Genomic DNA, 17,993 nt, shown 5'->3' on the forward strand with positions numbered 1-17,993 from the left:
GTCAGCCTCCGATGATGACCGTGGGCGCGCCCTGCAGGATCTGCGCGCCGCAGCCGCACATGTCGAACTGCCGCGCGGCCGGCAGGCCGTTGATCAACACGGTCGCCGATCCTTTCACGATGGGCGTGGGCGGATGCGGACCGGCCGGCGGCGGCAGCAGGCAGACGTGCTTGTCGGTCGCGCGGCCGGCGGGCAGCTGCTCGATCAATACATTGGGCGATCCCTGCGCGAGCAGGCCGGGATGGCTGGTCTTGTCGAATACGCGGGCGGCAGCCGGCATGGCGTCTCTCCTGACGAACTAGTTGATCTTGACCAGCGCGCCGCTCACCACGCAGGTGCCGGACGCCTTGAAGTTGGCCGCGCCGTTGCTTTGCGCGGTGAGAATGGTCTTCGCGTTGATCTCGATGACCGGCGCGTTGAGCGAAATCCTGGTCTTCGCGGTAATCGTCACGTCGCCGGCCTTGCCGATCGTGACGGTCGCAAGCGGTGTGCTGAGCTCGGCCTTCAACGGATCGAGCGTGACCGTCGAGTTGGTGTTCGAGGTCAGCGTCACCGACTGCAGGGCCTCGTCGAAAGAGAGTTCGTGGCCGAGCGGCGTGCGAATCTTCCGCTTGGTGACGGCGTCGGTCGGCGCCAGCGCCGGCGGGCGATCCATGGTGTTCCAGCAGGTGCCGAGCACGTACGGCTCGCGCACGTCGCCGTGATTGAACGCCACCAGCACCTCGTCGCCGATCTGCGGCACGAAGTAGGTGCCGTGTCCCATGCCGGCCATCGGCATCGCCAGGCGCGCCCACGGCGTGTAGCCAGGCAGCCAGGGGATCGTCAGCATGACCCTCGCTTCGCCGGTGCAATCGATGTTGTTGAGCACTGTGGCCACCGATACGCCGAACACTTTCTTGTCCGGCGGCGCCACTTTGCCGGTCAGGCTGACGGGGGTGGCGGCGCCGTATTGCACTGTTTCCTCGGCCATGACGATGTCCTCGCTGATGGGAAGGTGGATCAGAACGAAACACGCACGCGCAGGGCGCCCTGTTCGGCCAGTGGAATCGAGCCGAACCAGATTTCCTTGCGGGCGTTGAAGCTGGTGCGAAAGCCGCTGCTGTCGAGCGTGTGCGTGACCGACGTCGCGCGGTACAGGCCGCCGAACGCTTCGCCCGTGCCCTCGATGCGCAGCACGTTGCCGGGGCGGATGGCGGGGTCTCCCAGCACCGTGCCGGTCGCGGTAAGCCGTTTGTTCAGCCGCGGTATCAATTCGGACACCAGCTTGCGCGGAATCGACGTCGCGGTAAGCGGTTCCTCGATCATGTAATCGCCGGGCGACATGCCGATCGGCACCACGCCGGGATAAATGCCGAGTTGCAGGCTGCCGCGATCCCAGTCGAAACCGAGCGTGACGGTGAAGGTCATCTTGATCGCCGGAATCCACACGAAGCCGCCGACGTTGAAGACCTGCCCCACGGTCGAAATGCGCGGCGCGAAATCGATCAGCGAGCTGCCGTAGCCGAACGTGAAGTCGGCGCTGAGATGGTCGGGCGACGAGGTGAAGCGCAGCGCGTGGCCGCCCACCGGACCGTCATGCTGCACGAGCACGTCCCAGCCGTTTTGCTGCGCGATGCGATTGAGGAAGTCGTAGTCGCTTTCGTTGTCCTGCTTGCGGATCACCTTCTGGGCCGAACCCGGATCGGTGACGGCGACGAAGGTGTCGACGCCGCCCAGGATGATCGACAGCGCCGCGCCTACCGGATCGAAGATCGGGATCATCAGGTTCTCGAGGGTCACGATGCTCGCCGTGGCGATATCGGGCAGCGGCAGATTGCCGGGGCAGGGCAGCGGAATCGCGAACCAGCGCACTTTCTTGCCGTCGGCCATCTTGTGGCGGCGGTCGTGGGCCGTGATGGTCATGGTCGGCATGCCGCCCGACGGAAACGTTGCGCCGTGCGCGACGATGTCGCCGTCGAAGGTTTGCACGAGCGGATTGGGCGCGTAGCCGAGTTCGAGCGCGAGGCCTGTGTCGAGCGCGAAGCCGGGATCGTCGAGCCAGCGCAGCTTCTCGTTGGCGATGGTGAGTTCCACTTCGTCGAGGCCTTCGTAACCGGTGGTGCAGCGCACGCTCTGGATCGACGCGCGCAACTCCGCCGGGATCGGCTGGCCATCGAGCCGCACAGCGAATTCGGGAGCGAAGCGCGATCTGTCCATGGCCGTGTTCAGGCGTACACCTTGCCGGACTCGGGGTCGCGGAAAGGCAGGTTGGGCAGCAGCAGCTTCAGGCCGGGATCGAGCCGGCGTGCGCGCTGCAAGCGGTTGGCGATTGCGATCACGCGCCACAGGCGGGGGTCGCCGTATTCCTTGCCGGCGATGGTCGAGAGCGTTTCGCCCTGGCTCACCACATGGCGCTTGGAATAGTCGCTGGTCTCGCGCTTGACCTCCCTGGCCTCCAGATCGATGTTGCGGTACTCGTTCAGACGCACGGTCAGACGCGCGCGCACCGGCGTGCCGTCGGGCAGGAACATCGTGTAGCGCTGCGTGCATTGCGCCAGCACACAGGTGAAGGCGAGCGACCCCCAGGTGAACAGCACCACCGGCGGCGCGTGCGTGCCGGGATCGATGGCCATCAGGCCGGTGACGTTGCTCACCAGCGCGCGTACGTCGGATTGGGCGGCGTTGACGATCGCGCTGCCGGTCTTGTGCTGCTCGTAGGAGTCGAGGAACAGCTCCATCTCGAGCGTTTGCAGGTTGCCGTTGACGAATTGCAGGATCGGCGCCGACAGGCCGGGAATCGCCGCCTGCGCATAGTTGATCTCGCGGCTGAGGGTGTACTCCTCCGGATTGAACTGCACCGGGATCTTCACGCCCGTGACCGTGTTCGTTAGGATGGCTTTCTCGAGGCTCATGGTGCGTCGCGCCTAAAGAAGTCCGTGGCGTTCGCGGAACGACAGCACGCGCCGGTCGAGCTGCTGGATGACGTGATCCGTCACGCGCGACAATTCCTGCTGCGCCAGCGCGACCGGCTCCGAACTTCTGGCGCGTGCGGCCTCGGCCGCTGCCGCGAGTATGTCGTGCGCCTGTTGCATGGACGGGGCCGCCATGGCGGTCTCGCGGGCACTCGCCGCGCCGGCCGCGCGCATCACGGTTTGTGTGACCGGAGGAAAGGCTGCGCGCGCGGCAACCTCGCGCAGCACGGTTCGCTGCGTGTCCGTGTGTTCACTCCGGTGTTCTGCACTCGTCATGCGATGCCACTGCACGATGCGCTCCAGCATCGCGTGCCGCTCGTGCGTGGTTCCATGCAGAATGGCGCCGCGCGCAACTGGGGCGAAGCGTTTGAGCCCGGCCCGGCTCGCGTTCGCGGCGGCAATGTGCCAGCGGGCATTGAGGTGGAGCTGCAGCAGTTGCAGCGCATGAAACGACGACCCCGCCGAACGGCGCAGGATGCGCGACACTGCTGCGAAACCGCGGGCCGTGTCCCTCGCCGACGCAATCGGGGCCGTCTGTTGCGCGTTACCTGTCAAGCGCGCGATGACAGCGCGCGCAGTGTCGCTGCGCCGGCGCAGGCGCTCTGGCCATGCGGCGTATCTGTTGACATGAGCGCAACGGCGCAGTGTGTTCATGATGGTTCAGCCCTCGTTGGCGCGCTGGTTGAGCGCGGAAATGCGCTCGACCCAGGCGCGGCGGTCGCGGTGTTCGAGCGTCATGATCGATTCCATCGGCCAGTGAAAGTGATACGCGATGAAGGCCACCTCCTCGTTCAGTTGATCGAGGGGGTAGCCGACCACTCCCCCAGGTGCGTGTTCCCCGCGGCCTTCGCATCGCTGTCGTCACTGACGCCGCCGCGGCCGCAGTGCGGGCAGGTGCGTGCGTCGTCGTCGAGGTCGTTGATGTGGTTGTAGAGCCGCTGCAGATAGGCGAGATCGGTGGCGTACAGGCCTTCGATCACTTTGGGATTCACGGCCGGCACGGCCCCGAGACGGCTGATCACGCGCGACAGCAGGATCACGAGCAGATAAGCCTCGTTCCTGACCACGCGCGGATCCTTGAGCGGCAATATCTCGTCGGCCGCGGTGGCGCGCCGCATCACGCCCTCCTTGTGCAGCGTGCCGTCCTCGTCGAGATAGCCGCAGGGCAGGGTGAATTCGAATTCGGTCTGGAACATGATCGATCCTTGTCTTGAGAGGAAGACGGCGGGCCTCAGGCGCGCACCAGGCCTTCGTGAGCGATTTCCATCGCCTCGATGGCGACGTCGTTGGCTTCGGCGCTGAAGCTCGGGCCGGTCCACTTGGTGGGCCACGCGTTGAAGAAATTCCAGCGCGCCTTTTCCTGGCCCTGCCGGTCGAGCAGCACGATCGAGCCGTTCCTGCGTGCGGCGGCCGGGTCGCCGGTGACCCACTGCCGGTGCCATTGATACAGGTCGACGTCGTCCGTCATGCCCCATTTGAGGCTGATGTTCGAGTACTTCACCTGACCGGGCAGCTTGCGCAACGTGATGTTCTCGCCGCCTTCGCGGTGCTCGATCACGTCGACGGTGGAGTCGAGGCCGCCGGCCTCGTGAAAGGCGGCGCGCACGATGCCGTCGATCTCCACCTTGAAATTGAAATTGACGTAGGGGTCTATGCGGGTCGCCATGAGATAACTCCTGTCGAGTGCGATGGGAATGGGGCTAGGACCGGGACATCACGATTCGCTGACATCTGAACCGCCGTCCCAGATGCCGATCCTGACGATGATGAATTCGGCCGGATAGCTCGGACGCACGCCGATTTCGATGTGCAGGCGCCCGAGTTGTTGCTCCGAAAACGGATTGAGCACGTCGTCGATGCGCACGTAGAACGCGTCTTCGGCCTTGGCGCCGAAGAGGGCGCCGTCGCGCCATTCGCGGGTCAGGAAGTCGGTCAGCGTGCGCTTGAGCTTCTGCCACAAGGCCAGGTTGTTGGGTTCGAATACCGCCCACAGGATGCCTTGCTGGATCGACTTCTCCAGGTACAGGAAGAGGCGGCGGATGTTGACGTATTGCCAGTTGGTGTCAGTGGCCGTGGTGCGTGCGCCCCACAGCACGGGCCGCCCGCCGTCCTGAAACACCTGGACGATGTTGACGCCCTGCAGATTGAGCTGGCCCTGTTCGATCAGGCTGATGCGCTTCTCGACGCCGAGCGCGCCGTTGACGATCTCGTTGGCCGGCGCCTTGAACACGCCGCGGGTGGCGTCGCTGCGCGCGAAAATGCCGGCGACGTGGCCCGACGGGGGCACGAGGATGGGGGGCCCGCTGTTGTCCGGCACGACGCGCAGCCAGGGCGCGTAGAAGGCGGCATAGCCGCGCGTGGAATCGAGTCCGCGCCGTTGCGCTTCGAGACTGCCGCCGCCGAACAGTGGCGCGCCGGGATCGGCGTCGAGCAGTGCGAAACGGTCGGCGAGCAGTTCGCAATGGCTGATCAGCGCCTGCTGCACCGTCAGCATCAACTCGCCTGGTTTGGTCGGGCGATCGGGAATCGCGATGAAGTTGACGTCGGTGAGCGGACGCAGGGTATCGATGGCGTCGCTGAAGTTGCCGGCCGTCAATTGCGACAGGTCTTCGAGGCTGCCCGGCTGGGCCGGTGCGGTGGCTAGGGCGGGACCCGCCTGCGGAATCGCATTGGCGATGGTGTTCGGCGGCGGCGGTTCCACCAGCGCCGCGTTCAGGAGTCCGCCGGGATCGTTGTTCAGCACGCCGATCAGATAGCGCGGATGCGCGGGGTCCATCGACAGTCCGGCATACGTGACATTGACCGCGCCCAGGGTGACGGCGAGATCGACTTCACCCGAGGTCACGGTGGGGGCGTTGCCGCCGGCGGGGTCGAGATCGAGCTGGATGGCGAGGCCGTTGCGGAAGTTCACGCGGTAGGTGTACGGCCCAAGGCCGCCTTGGGCGCCTTCGGTGAGGACTTCGGTCGTGACCGAATCCACGACCTGGGCATCGTTGTTGGGGCCCTGGTTCACTTTGAGGATGGTGCCCGGCACGAGCTGGCCCGCCGGCAACGGTCCGGCACCGGGTGGACGCAGCCGGATCGTGGTGGCGCCGGTGGCGGTGTTGGCGAGGCGCATGCTGTCGCCGGTGTTCAGCGTGGCGCTGAGGGGCAGCGTGAAGCGCACCGTCGCGCCGCTCACGCTCGAAATCACGCGTCGGTCGGTGCCGGTGGAGAACGAGACCTCGTCGCCCGGCTTGAAGCGATTGGCCACGCTGGCCGCGCTGATGGCCCCGTTGGCCGCGAGCGTGACGGCGAGCGTGCCCAGCGGCGCGTTCGCGGCCAGTACGCCGATCGGACGATAGATGGCAATGTTGGTCAGCAGCGGTGCATCGGCCACGGTGGCGACGATGCCGGGCGCGCCGGGCTGGCGCGCCGTGAGCGTGACGACAGGGCGTCCCGGCGCCGCGGTGCGGTCGTTCAGCGTCATGACCTGGTACTTGCCGTTGCTCGCGCGCACCACGTAGCACACCTTGCCGCCGTTCTGGAAGTAGCCGCGCACGGCGTACCAGAGATAGGCGCCGCGCACCGGTAACTTGCCGAACACCGACAGGAAGTTTTCCCACGAGGTGATTTTCGTGGGTAGGCCGATGGGACCTTGCTGCGCGACGCCGATGAAACCCGCGGTGTTGGTGCCCACCCCCTGGATCGGCGCACCGGGGGCGAACTCGTCGATATAGACGCCGGGATACGAGACTTGAACGGCCATGGCGTTCTCTCCTTAATGAACACGTGACAGGGGCGAACGCGTGCGCGCCCGTGCTCCCGCTGCGGGTGGGGAAGGAAGTGCCGGGCGGGGAGAATGGGTTCGCATCGAAAGCTCCTTCAGAAGGAAACGTCATAGTTGCCGGTGGGTTCCGGCACCGTGATCGCGCGTACCGGGGAGACTCCTTGCGGTATCGCGCTGGCGCGCAGCTTCCAGGCGCCGGCGGTCACGTCGGCGAACACGAATTGCCCGAGCGAGTTGGTTTGCGTGAAGGTGCGCCGGAGGTTGGCCGGCGTGAGCAATTCGACCCATGCGCCGGGCACCGCTGCCGGCGGCACTGAGGTGTCGTGCACCACGCCGCCGATGTGGAACAGCGTGTTGGCCGTCGCCGGGTTGCCGCTCACGAGCGTGCGCGTGAAGGTGGTCGTGACCATCGGGCCGGCGCGTACCGGCTCTTCCTTCAGCGCCACCGTGATCACGGTGAAGATGCATGGCTTCCAGCGGTTCTTGTCGCCCATCGTCCCCCAGAACTCGGCGTACTTCGGAAAGCCTTCGACCGGCAGCAGGGTGAGGGGAAAGCGCTCGTCGGCGATCGGCGGCGGCGGAAGCTGGGGCGGATTCGACAACGCGTAGATGGCGACCGGATCGAGCTCGTCGTGCGCGCCGAGCACGCGCGCGACTTCGGCGAGGAGCGCGTGTTCGTCGGGCGTGGGGTCGAGCGCCATTGACGGCGTCACCGGACTCCACGCGCTGATCAGGTAATGGCAATCGACACGGCGCGGCGGCGGCACTTCGAAGATGTCGGTGCCCTGCACGACGCGCTCGCGCTCGTTGGTGCGCAGCTTGCGGTTCTCGCGCAGGTCGATCAGGTACACGTTGATCGAATTGGCAGGATTGCCTGCGCCGTCGGTGATGGTCGGCACCATCGCGCGCCAGTTCTCGTCGGGCGGCTGAAAGCGGATCTGCGCGTCCGCGCTCAACTCCGCGACTGAGTTGCGGAACAGGCGGTGGAGGAGGGTGTCGAGGTAGTTGATCATGGGGGGCGGTTCAGCGCAGCGCTTGTTGATTCAACTGGTCCCATTTAGCGTAGTTCGGCGCGAACTGGTCAGCGCGGCTCGCTGGATCGCCGAACTTCGGATACGCTACCTTGAGGATCTCAATTGCCTTCGCCCAATTCGCGTACATCGGTTTTAGCGAATTGAGTTTCTCGATGCACCAATAGTGATTGATGAAGACGCTGTCGAGTTCGTCCGCCACTTCCGCGAAGACCTTGTCTTCGACCACCCGATTGGTCAGGCAGATGCGTACCTGCGTTTCGATCTCATCGGATGCGGCATTGAGATCCGCAGGAGTCTGCGCATTTTCCGAATCTGTTGGTTCGGGCGTCTTGCTGTCATCTACTTTCGCTGGGTCGTCTTTGGAGCCTGCGGAATCTGCAGACGTGCGTGCTGCCTTCTGGATTGTTGCAATCTCCTGAAAGACGGCTCGGCGACGTGCGCTGATTTGCGTCTGCATCGCGCTGAACTTACCAGCGTCAGACGCCTGCGTTACCTGCCCTTGAACGGTCAGAAGCAGTTTCATCAGGCGCTCATTAAGCGCGTTAAGGTTGTCTATCGCTTCCTTTGTTTGACCAGCTGCTGCAAGCGCTCTCGCAGCGGCAAAGGCGTTGGGCGACATGAGCTGGTCATAGATAGGCTTCTGGTCGGCAATTTCGTCGGGGAAATCAAATGCAATGCCGGTATCTCCGGCGAGGCGTTCGACATCGCCGCTGCGTCCGCTGTCGCCTTTCTCCCATGCCTTCAGCGCCTGTGCGATCGCGTAACGATCGCCCTTGGCATTGAGCACAGCCTGGCGCGTCGCTTCCCATTCCTCAGAGGCACCGTGCGAAACACCGTGCATGTTCCATGCTGAGAACCATGCGCGTGGATTCTCAGCGATCCTCGAGACTCGTTCGAAGCTGTCATCGGTCAGATTCTGGCCGGTCGTATCGACGCGATCCTTCAGTACTGGCTTATTGCCAGAAAGAACGGCGAGAGCCGTTCCAACCGGCGCATCACTAAACGACTCCGCAATGTTCACAGCGCTTTTTTTGTAGTCAACCTGACGATTTTCCGACTGTGTGACGCCGGTTGCCGTGTTGTCCTGCGAAACGGCAGCGCTGAACGAATCCGTCCTGGTCTCTGGATTGATCCGAAATCCCAAGACCTTAAGTGCCCCTCCAAGCGAAGAGCCTCCTTTGAGTTTTCGCACTTTGCCGCTCGGGTCCTGACTCTCTGCCTCTTCGTCGATCTCGCCTTGGTCGAGGTCTAACCCAAACACGCCGAATACACTTGCGGATAGTGTGCCGGTCTTCGACTTGTCCTTACTTGCGCTGCTTCCGTAAACGAGCTTCTGGTTCCGGGCCGCGATCGAGTTCAGTTCCTCAACGGTGGTGGCCGCGAGAATTTCGCTCTTGCGGGCCGAATATTCCGAAGCGCGTGGATCGAGGCTGAAACTAACGGACCACACCTCGCTATCGTTGCGAGCGTCGTCGTAACCTGCGGAGACAGCGTTAAAGCCTCCCCCTCCGCCAATAGCCTGGCTTGATCTCTTGGTGATCTGAATCGCGTAAAGCTCAGTGCCGTCCGCCATCAGGGTGCGAGAGCGCCGTATTCCTTTGCCCGCGCCCAAGCCCACGTGACCGAAGATGCTTGCACCAGCCCCGTTACGCTGCTCGGCGCCGAGGCCTGCACTGCCTTGGATGTCGCCTTCCTGTGATATTTCTTCCGTGTCCCCGACGTTGCCTGTTTGTCGATCAGACATCTGGTCTTGCACGCGTCGGAGAGCCTCGCTTGCCGCTTCGTAATTGCCTCTGGCGATCAGTTCAATGATGGTGAGTTCGGGTTGGTTGCCGCCATGACCGCCGGCTACGCTTGCGAGGTACTGGTTCTTCTCCGGCTCACTCATCCATGTTGATTTTGACGTGGTGATCGTCCCCGAGGCTCCCACGTTGGCATTCGCTGAGGAACCTCCACGGCTAGCTTCCCCGGAAAGCGAAACACCACCGGTCAGCGAGAACGTCGTGGTCACCCGGTACGGCTTTGCTTCGCCGACGTACTCTTCGACGCTTACGCGCACCTGATCGTTGTAAAACGACGATGTCGAAACTTTGGTGCTGATTTTTGGGCGAATCGCGCGGGGCGCCTTCGCCGCTGGCTTGGCCTGTTCCGTTGGTGCACTCACTGGTGCCGGTGTTTCCGAGCCTGTCGATGATGCGTTCGCATCACCTTTTACTGTAACTGGCGGTTTTGCTGCCTGCTTCGCTCTAGGTGTCGGTGCAGGCTTGATGGCGGGCGTCCCCGCAGTCTTCCGCCCCTCGGATTCCTTCTTGTCAGGCACACTGGCTTGACCCGCGGTTTTCTTCGCGGAACCTTTTTTAGGTGCTGTAGGCTGCTTTATTGCAGGCGCGGCTGTCGTGTCGGCGATGGGTGTCGTCGGTGGTTTCCCTCCGGTCTGCGCTTTCTTGCCCGACGCGGAAGCTTGCCCAGCCGTTTTCTTCGCGGCAGGCTTCTTGGATGATTTAGCCTGCGTTGACCTGGGTGGTTTCGCTTCGGTCTGCGCTTTTTTGTCCGTCGCGGAAGCTTGCCCAGCCGTTTTCTTCGCAGCAGGCTTCTTGGATGCTTTAGCCTGCGTTGACTTGGGCGCGGCCGTCGAACCGGCGAGGGGGGGCTTCGGGGGCTTCCCTCCGGTCTGCGCTTTTTTGTCCGCCGCGGAAGCTTGCCCAGCCGTTTTCTTCGCAGCAGGCTTCTTGGATCCTTTAGCCTGTGTTGACTTGGGCGCGGCTGACGAACCGGCGAGGGGTGTCTCCGGTGACTTCCCTCCGGTTTGCGTTTTCTTGTCCGCCGCGGCTGCTTTTTCCTCTTTCTTCTTTTCTTGTGCAAGGCGCGTCTGGCGGGCTTTAGCGTCGACATCGAGCGGGTGACGTCCGTCCCTTGGATATTCTGACTCGCGGTGAACTATCGTTCCGAAGCGGACTTCGTCGATGGGGGCGAGCGGGACGTCGCGAAAAAGCTCGCTTTTTATTGCCCCTTGGATTTTCGGGCTCGGGACGTGCCCAAAGCTGATTATGAGTTTTTCACCGGCTGGTAAGTGCGCCTTGTTTTTGACTGCCTGATATAGAATTTCGCGCGCCGCGGCGCGAGCTTCTGCTTCCGTCATCTGATCAATCTGATTCGACTTTAGATTGACGTGAACTCGCTCGAGTGAGCCGTCTGCTCTTCTTCGATATAGCGAAAAATCGGGTCGCGTATGCGACGCGACCTTGCGGCCTCGGTCGTCGAAGAAATCTTGCTCGGGCAGCTTGACCCCTCCGGCGACATACTCCGGCTGCGCGATGACTCCCGGTCCGCGAGGGGTCCTTTGGGCCTCGTCAAAGTCTCCCTTGCGCTTGTTCTTGTCGAGTTGAGTCCCTCTTGCATTCTCGAGCATGCGCTCATATTTCTTTTGCTTCTGCAGGCGCCGCCGTTGGGATCGCTGGTTACCTCCGGGCGCGGCAACATGTTTTTCAAGTTTTTGCAACTGACGCTCGGCTTCTCCCGCTGCAAGCTGAGGGTGGGACTTTCCTGCTGTTTCGCGTCGCTGCTTCAGTGTTAGTGTCCGTTCCTTCGCCTTTTTCCGCTCGTTCTCTCCCTCCGGATCGAACTCGTCAGTTTCTCCGGGGCGACGCCGTACCGCGGAGCCAGACTTATTCTTGCGTTTCTTTTCGCACATCACGGCGGGTGCGCTCGCTCCGGCTACTCGCGCCGAAAGGCCGCTCGAAACGCGTCCCGCAGCCTGATCGGCATGAGCCTCGATTGTCTCCATTCCTTTTGAAGACGGTAAAGCGCCTCCGCGTCGCTGCTGCACGACGTGCGCGATCTCGTGGGCGAGAAGACGCTTTCCAGAGGGTTGATCTGGTGCAAACTTGTGCGAGTTGAAGACGATCACGTCACCTACCGTAAATGCGTTGGCGTCGACGGTTTCTGCTAGATCGTGTGCTCGCGCATCGTGATGGACACGAACGCTCGCAAGGCTTTCGCCAAAGCGAGCCTCCATTTCCGCGCGAACGCCGGCGGCCAACGGCACACCGCCGACTGCCAGTAACTGGGAGACCGCGTGGTTGCCAAAGCGGGAATGAAGGGCCGCCATATCCTCAACCACGGGGCCGCCTACCGGCGGGCTTGATTTCCGATCGCCAGAGTGTCCCCGATCCGCGTTGTCGCGAGTGGACCTCAGGGACTTGGACGTAGATTGACTCATGATCAGCGCCTCGTATCTACGTTGCGCGGATCGACAAGATTTTTCCCCAGCTTCTGATACTCCCGCCGCGTAGCCTGCATCAGGTGCGCGTGCCCGATCGCCGTACCGTCGCTGGCCGCGAGATGCGCGGCGGCAATAACCGCGTTGCGAATGTTGCCGCCCGACATCCGGAACTCGCGCGCAAACCAGGCGAGATCGACATCGTCGGCGCGCGGCGCGCGTGACGGCCACACGCTTTCCCACAACAGGCGGCGTTCGTTCTCTTCGGGAAAGGGAAAATTGATCGTGAAGGTCAGGCGGCGCGCAAAGGCCTCGTCGAGGTTTTGCTTGAGATTGGTCGCAAGGATCGCGAGGCCGTCGAACTGCTCCATCTTCTGCAGCAGATAGGCCACTTCGATGTTGGCGTAGCGGTCGTGCGCGTCTTTCACCTCGGAGCGTTTGCCGAACAGCGCATCGGCCTCGTCGAAGAACAGGACTGCATTCGAATGTTCGGCGGCCGCGAACACGCGATCGAGATTCTTCTCGGTCTCGCCGATGTACTTGCTCACGATGCCGGCCAGGTCGATGCGAAAGAGATCGAGGCCAAGCTCACATGCGATGGCTTCGGCCGACAGCGTCTTCCCGGTGCCGGACGGCCCGACGAAGAGGGCGGTCAGGCCCCTCGAGCGAGCGTGAACGCTATCGGCAGCCCAGTCGCGGCTGACCAGTTCGCGTGTCGCCACGCGCGCGCACAGCTCGCGCAACTGAGCGCGCACTTCGGGTAGCGCAACCAGAACGTCGAGGCCGGCGCGCGGCGCAATCCGCTGGGCCATCCGGGCCAGCTCGGTGCCACATTGCAGCCTCGCCGCGCAGGACAGTTCAGTGTAGCGGACGGCGCCGTCGTCGCGAGTCAGGGCGAGTGCCGAGGCTTCTGCTGCGGCCTGACCGATCTGCGTAGCGCTAAGCGCGAAGCGGTCTGCTATGGCTTCACAATCGGCCGGATCGACTAGCGCACTTGACGCATCGAGCGCGTCGCGCCACAAGCGGGCGCGTTGCCGCGAATCCGGAAAGGCGAGTGTTATGCGCAGAAGCGGCAATGGCGACGTATGCAAGGTCGGCAAGGACTCGGTGCAGGCGAGGACAAAATGGCAGGACGTTTCAGCCAGTGCGTCGACGAGCACGCGCAGCAGCTGCGGGTCACTCTGTTCGAGACGATGGATGCCATGCACCACCATCAGCGCGCCGAACAGCCGCGCCGCACGGGCCGTGCGTTCGATCCGTTCGGCGAGTTCCAGCGCGTCCGCGGCCGAGCGAAGGTCGACGGTCAACACACGCAGCCCCATTCGGCGAGCCACCGACCGCGCGGTGGCGAACTTGCCGCAACCGTGCGGGCCGAGCAGTTGAAGCCGCAGCGGCGCGCGATGGCGTAGTGCCGCCGCGCAAGCCTGCTCCAGCAGATGCAGGGCCGCGGGTTGCTGCGGCAGCGCGGCAAGGGCCGGCGCATCGATGGAGGTGCTAAGGGCCGAGGCCGGTGAGAGTCCGTCGAGAGGCGGGCTGGACTCCCCGAGCAGCCAGGCGCGCCAGATTGCGTCCACCTGCCAGCCTTTTGCCAGCGGGCCGGCGTTCGAAACGGCGGTGCTCTCGAGCAGACGGAAGCAGCAAAGCGGCGCTGCCGGGCCGAGCCGTTCGCGCAGTGCGATCCGCTCGCCGGGGTTGCGCGCGAGGAGGTTGGCAAGCAGATCGAGCGAAGGCCGGCGGCGCGCGATATCGTCTTGCAGATAGGCGTAGATGCGCAAGTAACGAAGATCGATGTCGGGCGCGAGCGCGATCAGCAACACCGCGAGATCGTGCGCGTCGAGTGTGCGCCATTGCGTCAGCGCCCGGATTCGCGGCACCTCGCGCATCGCGTCGGCGAGCAGATGCGCCACGCTCAGATCGGGTAACAGCGGCTGTGAGCCGTGCTGGGCGAGCAGCCGCTCGACGTCGGCGGCATCGAGATGCATCCCGCGCCACGGATCGAGCAAGGTGGCCGGTCCGAGCAGCCGCGCCTGATGATCGACCGCGATGCCGAGTACGCTGTCCAGCGCCTGCAACGCATGCGTCCATCCACTGGGCTGGGCGTCGACGCCAGTGCCCGCGCTATTGACGTCGAGGTGTGCGGCGCCAGGCAGTTCGCCCGCTGTGTTCTCCGTCCTCGATTTCGCTCGCGTCTGGTTTCGGACCTTCGCCCGCGGCGCCGGACGCGCATTCGAATCGCTCCCGGCTGCGGCCGGCTGCTCGTCCACAAGTGGCTTGCCGGATGCGGCGTGATTGGATGGCCCCTGGAAATTCATCAAAGGGCCCCGTCGTCGTGGTGCGCACAGACATCGACGAGGTGCTGCAATACATCCGCAGGCGCGCAGCGGCGATACCTGACCCGGCCGTCAGCCGCATGGACTCGCTCGATCACGCCGTTCTCGACCATCCACTGCAGCGCCGTTGCCACGTCGTCCTCCGTTGTGCCGTCATCCGGCAACCACCATCTGCGGATGCCCTTGCAGGTATCGCTCGCGTAAGGGTGAATAGATACGTATATCGCCAGCTCGCACACGACCTGACTGACAGAACGATCCATAGCGTCCGATTTCTCCTCGCTCCATGTATTCGCAAGGCGAGTGCCAGTTTTGCGGATCCGCTAAGTCATTGATTAGATGAAAGGCAGGTTGCGAGCGCGGTGCGGTGTTGAGACAAAATTGTCCGGGTGCACTGGCGCCGTCGCGACGCGTGCCGCTCAGGCATGCGCCGCGGGCGCGGAGGTTTTTGTCCGCGTGTTTGCGTGGAAATGTCTCACTTGGGGTCCCCTCAGAATTCGGATTTTTGCGTACGCTAGCGATCTGGAAAGGTTTACGGCGCAAGGCCCGGTACTTACTATGCTTTCGGCAATTCGGCGGGGCATTTGTCGCCGCGGCTAAATCATTGATTCGCTTGATTGTGCGCAGCGGCTATCGTGCTTAAAAATCCGAATCCTGAGGGGGCCCTATCTGCGCGGCGAACTGGGCCGCGATGAAACGCTCGTCAACGAATCGGTGATCGGCAACGATTTTTCGTGGCCGGGTATTGTCGGAGACGAAGCTCGGCCGCTTCGACGCCGTAATCCCGGAGATCGAAGGCGACGCGCATGTTTATGGTTTCGCCAACTGGGTCGTCGACGAACGCGATCCGCTGGCTTACTGTTTTCTGGTGCGCTAATTCTGGTGCGCTAATTCTGGTGCGCTAAGTCACGCAACTGAACGCAACCCATTGCAAGGACTCGATAAACACGCCTATGACCCGCCCGATCACACAGATTTTCGACGCCGCCGCCACCGCGCGGCTGATTCCGTATGCGGCGCTCGTCGACGCCTTGAAACGCGCGAGCATCGACTATGCGCAGCAGCGCATCGCGAGCCCTGAGCGCCTCGTAGTGCCGCTCAACGACGGCGGCATCATGCTGTCGATGCCGGCCACCGCGCCGGATCTCGCGATCCACAAGCTGGTCAATGTGTGCGCGAGCAACGGAGCGCGCGGCTTGCCGACGATTCACGGCCAGGTGATGGCCTTCGACGCCGACACCGGCGAGACGCTCTTCATTCTCGACGGGCCGACGGTGACCGGTAGGCGCACGGCGGCGATGTCGATGCTCGGCATCGCGACCTTCACCGCCGCTGCGCCGCGCGAATTCCTGCTGATCGGCACCGGCACGCAGGCCGTGAACCATCTGGAAGCGATCGGCGAGCTGTATCCCGACGCGCGCGTCTGGGTGAAGGGCAGTACGCCCGCGCGGGCCGAAGCGTTTTGCGCCGCGCATCGCGAGCATGGCGCGCAGGGTGCTAATGCGCGCGACCCGCAGCCGTTGGCGGATCCTGACGCTAATATTCCCCAGTCGACCGACGTCGTGATTGCGCTGACTACCAGCAAGCGGGCCGTCTACGACGAAGCGGCGCGTCTGGGGCGGCTCGTGATCGGCGTCGGCGCGTTTACGCCGGCGATGGTCGAGATCGGCGCGCGCACGATCGCGGGCAGCGCGCTTTTTGTCGACGACGAAGCCGGAGCGAAGCACGAAGCCGGCGATTTCATCCAGGCGGGTGTGGATTGGGCGCAGGTCGGCGGAATCGCCTCGGCGCTGGAAAATGCCGGATCGGTGCCGTCGGGAAAACCGGTCGTGTTCAAGAGCGTCGGCTGCGCGGCGTGGGATCTGGCGGCGTGCCGGGTGGCGCGCGAAGCCTTGTCAGGCGGCTGAACGCGGCGCGCCGGACGGTTCGAAACGTCCCTTTCAAGTCCTGGCAAAGGCTCGGTAAGCGCGTGTTTCACGGAAGCAAGTTGGCATATTGCGCCAACCTGCGGCACATGTTGCCGTGCAAACAATCTCAAAACGTTGCACCATATGCGTTTGCCAGAAAAAAGTGCCGGTCAGCCGGCGCTTTCGCCTTTTTCTGCCCCTTGACCGACGCCCCTTCATCACGACGTTGCGACCGCGCTATGACGACTAAACACGCTTCTGCCACCCCCGACCTGCCGCTCGACATGATCATTTTCGGCGGCACCGGCGACCTGTCATTCCGCAAGCTGCTGCCGGCGCTCTACATGGCGCATCTGCACTGCAACCTGCCGCCGGACACCCGTATTCTCACGATCGGCCGCAAGCCCTGGTCGCGCGAGGAGTACATCAACGAATTCATGGAATCGAAGGCGAAGCCCTTCATCGAAAAGAAAGCGTTCGATAGCGGCGCCTGGGACAAATTCCTGTCGCTGTTCGAGTACGTGCGCATGGACGTCGACTCGGTCGAAGACTATGAGCGTCTGAACGCGGTGTCGCGCCCCGGTGCGCGGCGCGTGTTCTATCTCGCCACGTCGCCCGATCTGTTCACGAATATTTGCGACAACCTCGCGGCGGCGGGGCTGGTCGACGGGAATTCGCGCGTCGTGCTGGAAAAGCCGCTGGGCCACGATCTGGCGTCGGCGCAGGAAATCAACATAGCGGTCGGCAAGCATTTCAGCGAAGCGCAGATCTACCGGATCGACCACTACCTCGGCAAGGAAACGGTGCAGAACCTGATGGTGCTGCGTTTCGGCAACGCGATTTTCGGGCCGCTGTGGCAGGCGCCATATATCAAGCGCGTGCAGATCACGGTGGCCGAAGAGGTCGGCGTGGGCAGCCGCGCGGGCTTCTACGACAAAACCGGCGCGCTGCGCGACATGGTGCAGAACCACTTGCTGCAACTGCTGTGCATCGTCGCGATGGAGCCGCCGGTGTCGCTCGATCCGGATGCGGTGCGCGACGAGAAGCTCAAGGTGCTGCGCTCGCTGCGCCCCATGACGCCCGAGGATATCGCGCGCGATACCGTGCGCGGCCAGTACACGGCGGGCGCGGTGAACGGCGAGCCGGTCAAGGGCTACCTCGAGGAAGACAACGTGCCGCCCAACAGCCGCGCTGAGACCTTCGTCGCGTTGCGCGCGTCTATCAACAACTGGCGCTGGGCCAACGTGCCGTTTTTCCTGCGCACCGGCAAGCGCATGCAGAAAAAGGTGTCGGAGATCGTCATCGAGTTTTCCGAGCTGCCGTTCTCGATCATTCCGAGCGGCGGGCGCAATTACGGCAACCGTCTCGTGATCCAGTTGCAGCCGGAGGAATCGATCCAGTTGCAAATGCTCGCGAAGGAGCCGGGCAGCGGCATGCACATGCTGCCGGTGAATCTGAACCTCGACTTGCAGCAGGCCTTCACCGAGCGTCGCGCGGAAGCCTATGAGCGTTTGCTGATCGACGTGATTCGCGGCCGCCTGACGCACTTCATGCGCCGCGACGAACTCGAAGCCGCGTGGGCATGGGCCGAGCCGATTCTGGACGGCTGGAGTAAATCGGGCGAACGGCCGCGCGGTTATACGGCAGGCACCTTTGGACCGGCGGCATCGACTGCGCTAATGGCGCGGGAAAATGCGGTGTGGGCGGAAGAGTCGCAGTAAGCGGTTCTTCGGCGTGACAGGAAGGTGGTAATGCAAAGGCGGCCGCGCGTGAGCGGGCCGCC

Annotated in this window: 15 protein-coding genes and 1 pseudogene; 3 read left to right on the forward strand and 13 right to left on the reverse strand. The window is 63.6% G+C overall.

All coding sequences use genetic code 11. From position 1 onward, the window contains the following. Window position 1 precedes the first annotated feature (1 nt). The 13 genes from AC07WT_RS28405 to AC07WT_RS28465 all read right to left on the reverse strand — a co-directional run bounded on the left by AC07WT_RS28405 (window position 2) and on the right by AC07WT_RS28465 (window position 14,566). Window positions 2–280 (reverse strand): PAAR domain-containing protein, encoded by a 279-nt coding sequence (locus AC07WT_RS28405; protein WP_494949498.1) that lies wholly within the window; start codon window positions 278–280, stop codon window positions 2–4. 18 nt (window positions 281–298) lie between these two features. Next, window positions 299–970, reverse strand: a complete 672-nt coding sequence (locus AC07WT_RS28410) for a phage baseplate assembly protein V (RefSeq protein ID WP_494949499.1) — start codon at window positions 968–970, stop codon at window positions 299–301. 29 nt (window positions 971–999) lie between these two features. Next, window positions 1,000–2,196, reverse strand: coding sequence for a phage late control D family protein (locus AC07WT_RS28415; RefSeq protein ID WP_494949500.1), 1,197 nt, complete (start codon window positions 2,194–2,196; stop codon window positions 1,000–1,002). An 8-nt stretch (window positions 2,197–2,204) separates the two neighbouring features. After that, the gene (locus AC07WT_RS28420) at window positions 2,205–2,891 is read right to left on the reverse strand and encodes a CIS tube protein (RefSeq protein WP_494949501.1); all 687 of its coding nucleotides are present in this window, start codon (window positions 2,889–2,891) and stop codon (window positions 2,205–2,207) included. 12 nt (window positions 2,892–2,903) lie between these two features. Then, on the reverse strand, window positions 2,904–3,437 hold the full coding sequence (locus AC07WT_RS28425) for a hypothetical protein (protein WP_494949502.1): 534 nt from the start codon (window positions 3,435–3,437) through the stop codon (window positions 2,904–2,906). A 174-nt stretch (window positions 3,438–3,611) separates the two neighbouring features. Further along, a complete protein-coding gene (locus AC07WT_RS28430; RefSeq protein WP_494949503.1) occupies window positions 3,612–3,770 on the reverse strand; it encodes a DUF6760 family protein in 159 nt (52 codons plus the stop codon). Next, the gene (locus AC07WT_RS28435) at window positions 3,743–4,147 is read right to left on the reverse strand and encodes a phage tail assembly protein (RefSeq protein ID WP_494949504.1); all 405 of its coding nucleotides are present in this window, start codon (window positions 4,145–4,147) and stop codon (window positions 3,743–3,745) included. Before AC07WT_RS28435 ends, AC07WT_RS28430 begins: the two co-directional genes overlap by 28 nt. Before the next feature lie 35 nt (window positions 4,148–4,182). Further along, window positions 4,183–4,617, reverse strand: a complete 435-nt coding sequence (locus AC07WT_RS28440) for a phage tail protein (protein WP_494949505.1) — start codon at window positions 4,615–4,617, stop codon at window positions 4,183–4,185. A 48-nt stretch (window positions 4,618–4,665) separates the two neighbouring features. Beyond that, window positions 4,666–6,699: a phage tail sheath subtilisin-like domain-containing protein gene (locus AC07WT_RS28445; protein WP_494949506.1), complete on the reverse strand. Its 2,034-nt coding sequence runs from the start codon at window positions 6,697–6,699 to the stop codon at window positions 4,666–4,668. 116 nt (window positions 6,700–6,815) lie between these two features. Beyond that, window positions 6,816–7,733 carry a Pvc16 family protein gene (locus tag AC07WT_RS28450; RefSeq protein ID WP_494949507.1) on the reverse strand — a complete coding sequence of 306 codons (918 nt, stop codon included), beginning with the start codon at window positions 7,731–7,733 and terminating at the stop codon, window positions 6,816–6,818. A 10-nt stretch (window positions 7,734–7,743) separates the two neighbouring features. Next, window positions 7,744–11,874 (reverse strand): eCIS core domain-containing protein, encoded by a 4,131-nt coding sequence (locus tag AC07WT_RS28455; protein WP_494949508.1) that lies wholly within the window; start codon window positions 11,872–11,874, stop codon window positions 7,744–7,746. Between the two features lie 101 nt (window positions 11,875–11,975). Continuing rightward, window positions 11,976–14,285, reverse strand: a complete 2,310-nt coding sequence (locus tag AC07WT_RS28460; protein ID WP_494949509.1) for an AAA family ATPase — start codon at window positions 14,283–14,285, stop codon at window positions 11,976–11,978. After that, window positions 14,285–14,566 (reverse strand): hypothetical protein, encoded by a 282-nt coding sequence (locus AC07WT_RS28465; RefSeq protein WP_494949510.1) that lies wholly within the window; start codon window positions 14,564–14,566, stop codon window positions 14,285–14,287. The genes AC07WT_RS28460 and AC07WT_RS28465 overlap by 1 nt, the downstream gene beginning before the upstream one ends. A 403-nt stretch (window positions 14,567–14,969) precedes the next feature. On the opposite strand from AC07WT_RS28465, the pseudogene AC07WT_RS28470 reads away from it, so the two are divergent. The 3 genes and pseudogenes from AC07WT_RS28470 to zwf all read left to right on the forward strand — a co-directional run. Then, window positions 14,970–15,180, forward strand: a pseudogene (locus AC07WT_RS28470) (proline racemase family protein); the annotation flags it as partial. A gap of 76 nt (window positions 15,181–15,256) precedes the next feature. Beyond that, a complete protein-coding gene (lhpI, locus tag AC07WT_RS28475; protein WP_494949511.1) occupies window positions 15,257–16,210 on the forward strand; it encodes a bifunctional Delta(1)-pyrroline-2-carboxylate/Delta(1)-piperideine-2-carboxylate reductase in 954 nt (317 codons plus the stop codon). A gap of 239 nt (window positions 16,211–16,449) precedes the next feature. Next, a complete protein-coding gene (zwf, locus tag AC07WT_RS28480; RefSeq protein WP_494949512.1) occupies window positions 16,450–17,931 on the forward strand; it encodes a glucose-6-phosphate dehydrogenase in 1,482 nt (493 codons plus the stop codon). The last annotated feature ends 62 nt before the right edge of the window (window positions 17,932–17,993 follow it).

The organism is Paraburkholderia sp. GW821-FHT02A12, assembly GCF_059422005.1.

What these genes read in the sequence shown, in the direction of transcription:
- lhpI (WP_494949511.1), top strand. Translation starts at nt 15,257, where the DNA reads ATGACCCGCCCGATCACACAGATTTTCGACGCCGCCGCCACCGCGCGG.
- AC07WT_RS28465 (WP_494949510.1), bottom strand. Translation starts at nt 14,566, where the DNA reads ATGGATCGTTCTGTCAGTCAGGTCGTGTGCGAGCTGGCGATATACGTA.
- AC07WT_RS28445 (WP_494949506.1), bottom strand. Translation starts at nt 6,699, where the DNA reads ATGGCCGTTCAAGTCTCGTATCCCGGCGTCTATATCGACGAGTTCGCC.
- zwf (WP_494949512.1), top strand. Translation starts at nt 16,450, where the DNA reads ATGACGACTAAACACGCTTCTGCCACCCCCGACCTGCCGCTCGACATG.
- AC07WT_RS28420 (WP_494949501.1), bottom strand. Translation starts at nt 2,891, where the DNA reads ATGAGCCTCGAGAAAGCCATCCTAACGAACACGGTCACGGGCGTGAAG.
- AC07WT_RS28440 (WP_494949505.1), bottom strand. Translation starts at nt 4,617, where the DNA reads ATGGCGACCCGCATAGACCCCTACGTCAATTTCAATTTCAAGGTGGAG.
- AC07WT_RS28450 (WP_494949507.1), bottom strand. Translation starts at nt 7,733, where the DNA reads ATGATCAACTACCTCGACACCCTCCTCCACCGCCTGTTCCGCAACTCA.
- AC07WT_RS28415 (WP_494949500.1), bottom strand. Translation starts at nt 2,196, where the DNA reads ATGGACAGATCGCGCTTCGCTCCCGAATTCGCTGTGCGGCTCGATGGC.
- AC07WT_RS28405 (WP_494949498.1), bottom strand. Translation starts at nt 280, where the DNA reads ATGCCGGCTGCCGCCCGCGTATTCGACAAGACCAGCCATCCCGGCCTG.
- AC07WT_RS28460 (WP_494949509.1), bottom strand. Translation starts at nt 14,285, where the DNA reads ATGAATTTCCAGGGGCCATCCAATCACGCCGCATCCGGCAAGCCACTT.
- AC07WT_RS28410 (WP_494949499.1), bottom strand. Translation starts at nt 970, where the DNA reads ATGGCCGAGGAAACAGTGCAATACGGCGCCGCCACCCCCGTCAGCCTG.
- AC07WT_RS28435 (WP_494949504.1), bottom strand. Translation starts at nt 4,147, where the DNA reads ATGTTCCAGACCGAATTCGAATTCACCCTGCCCTGCGGCTATCTCGAC.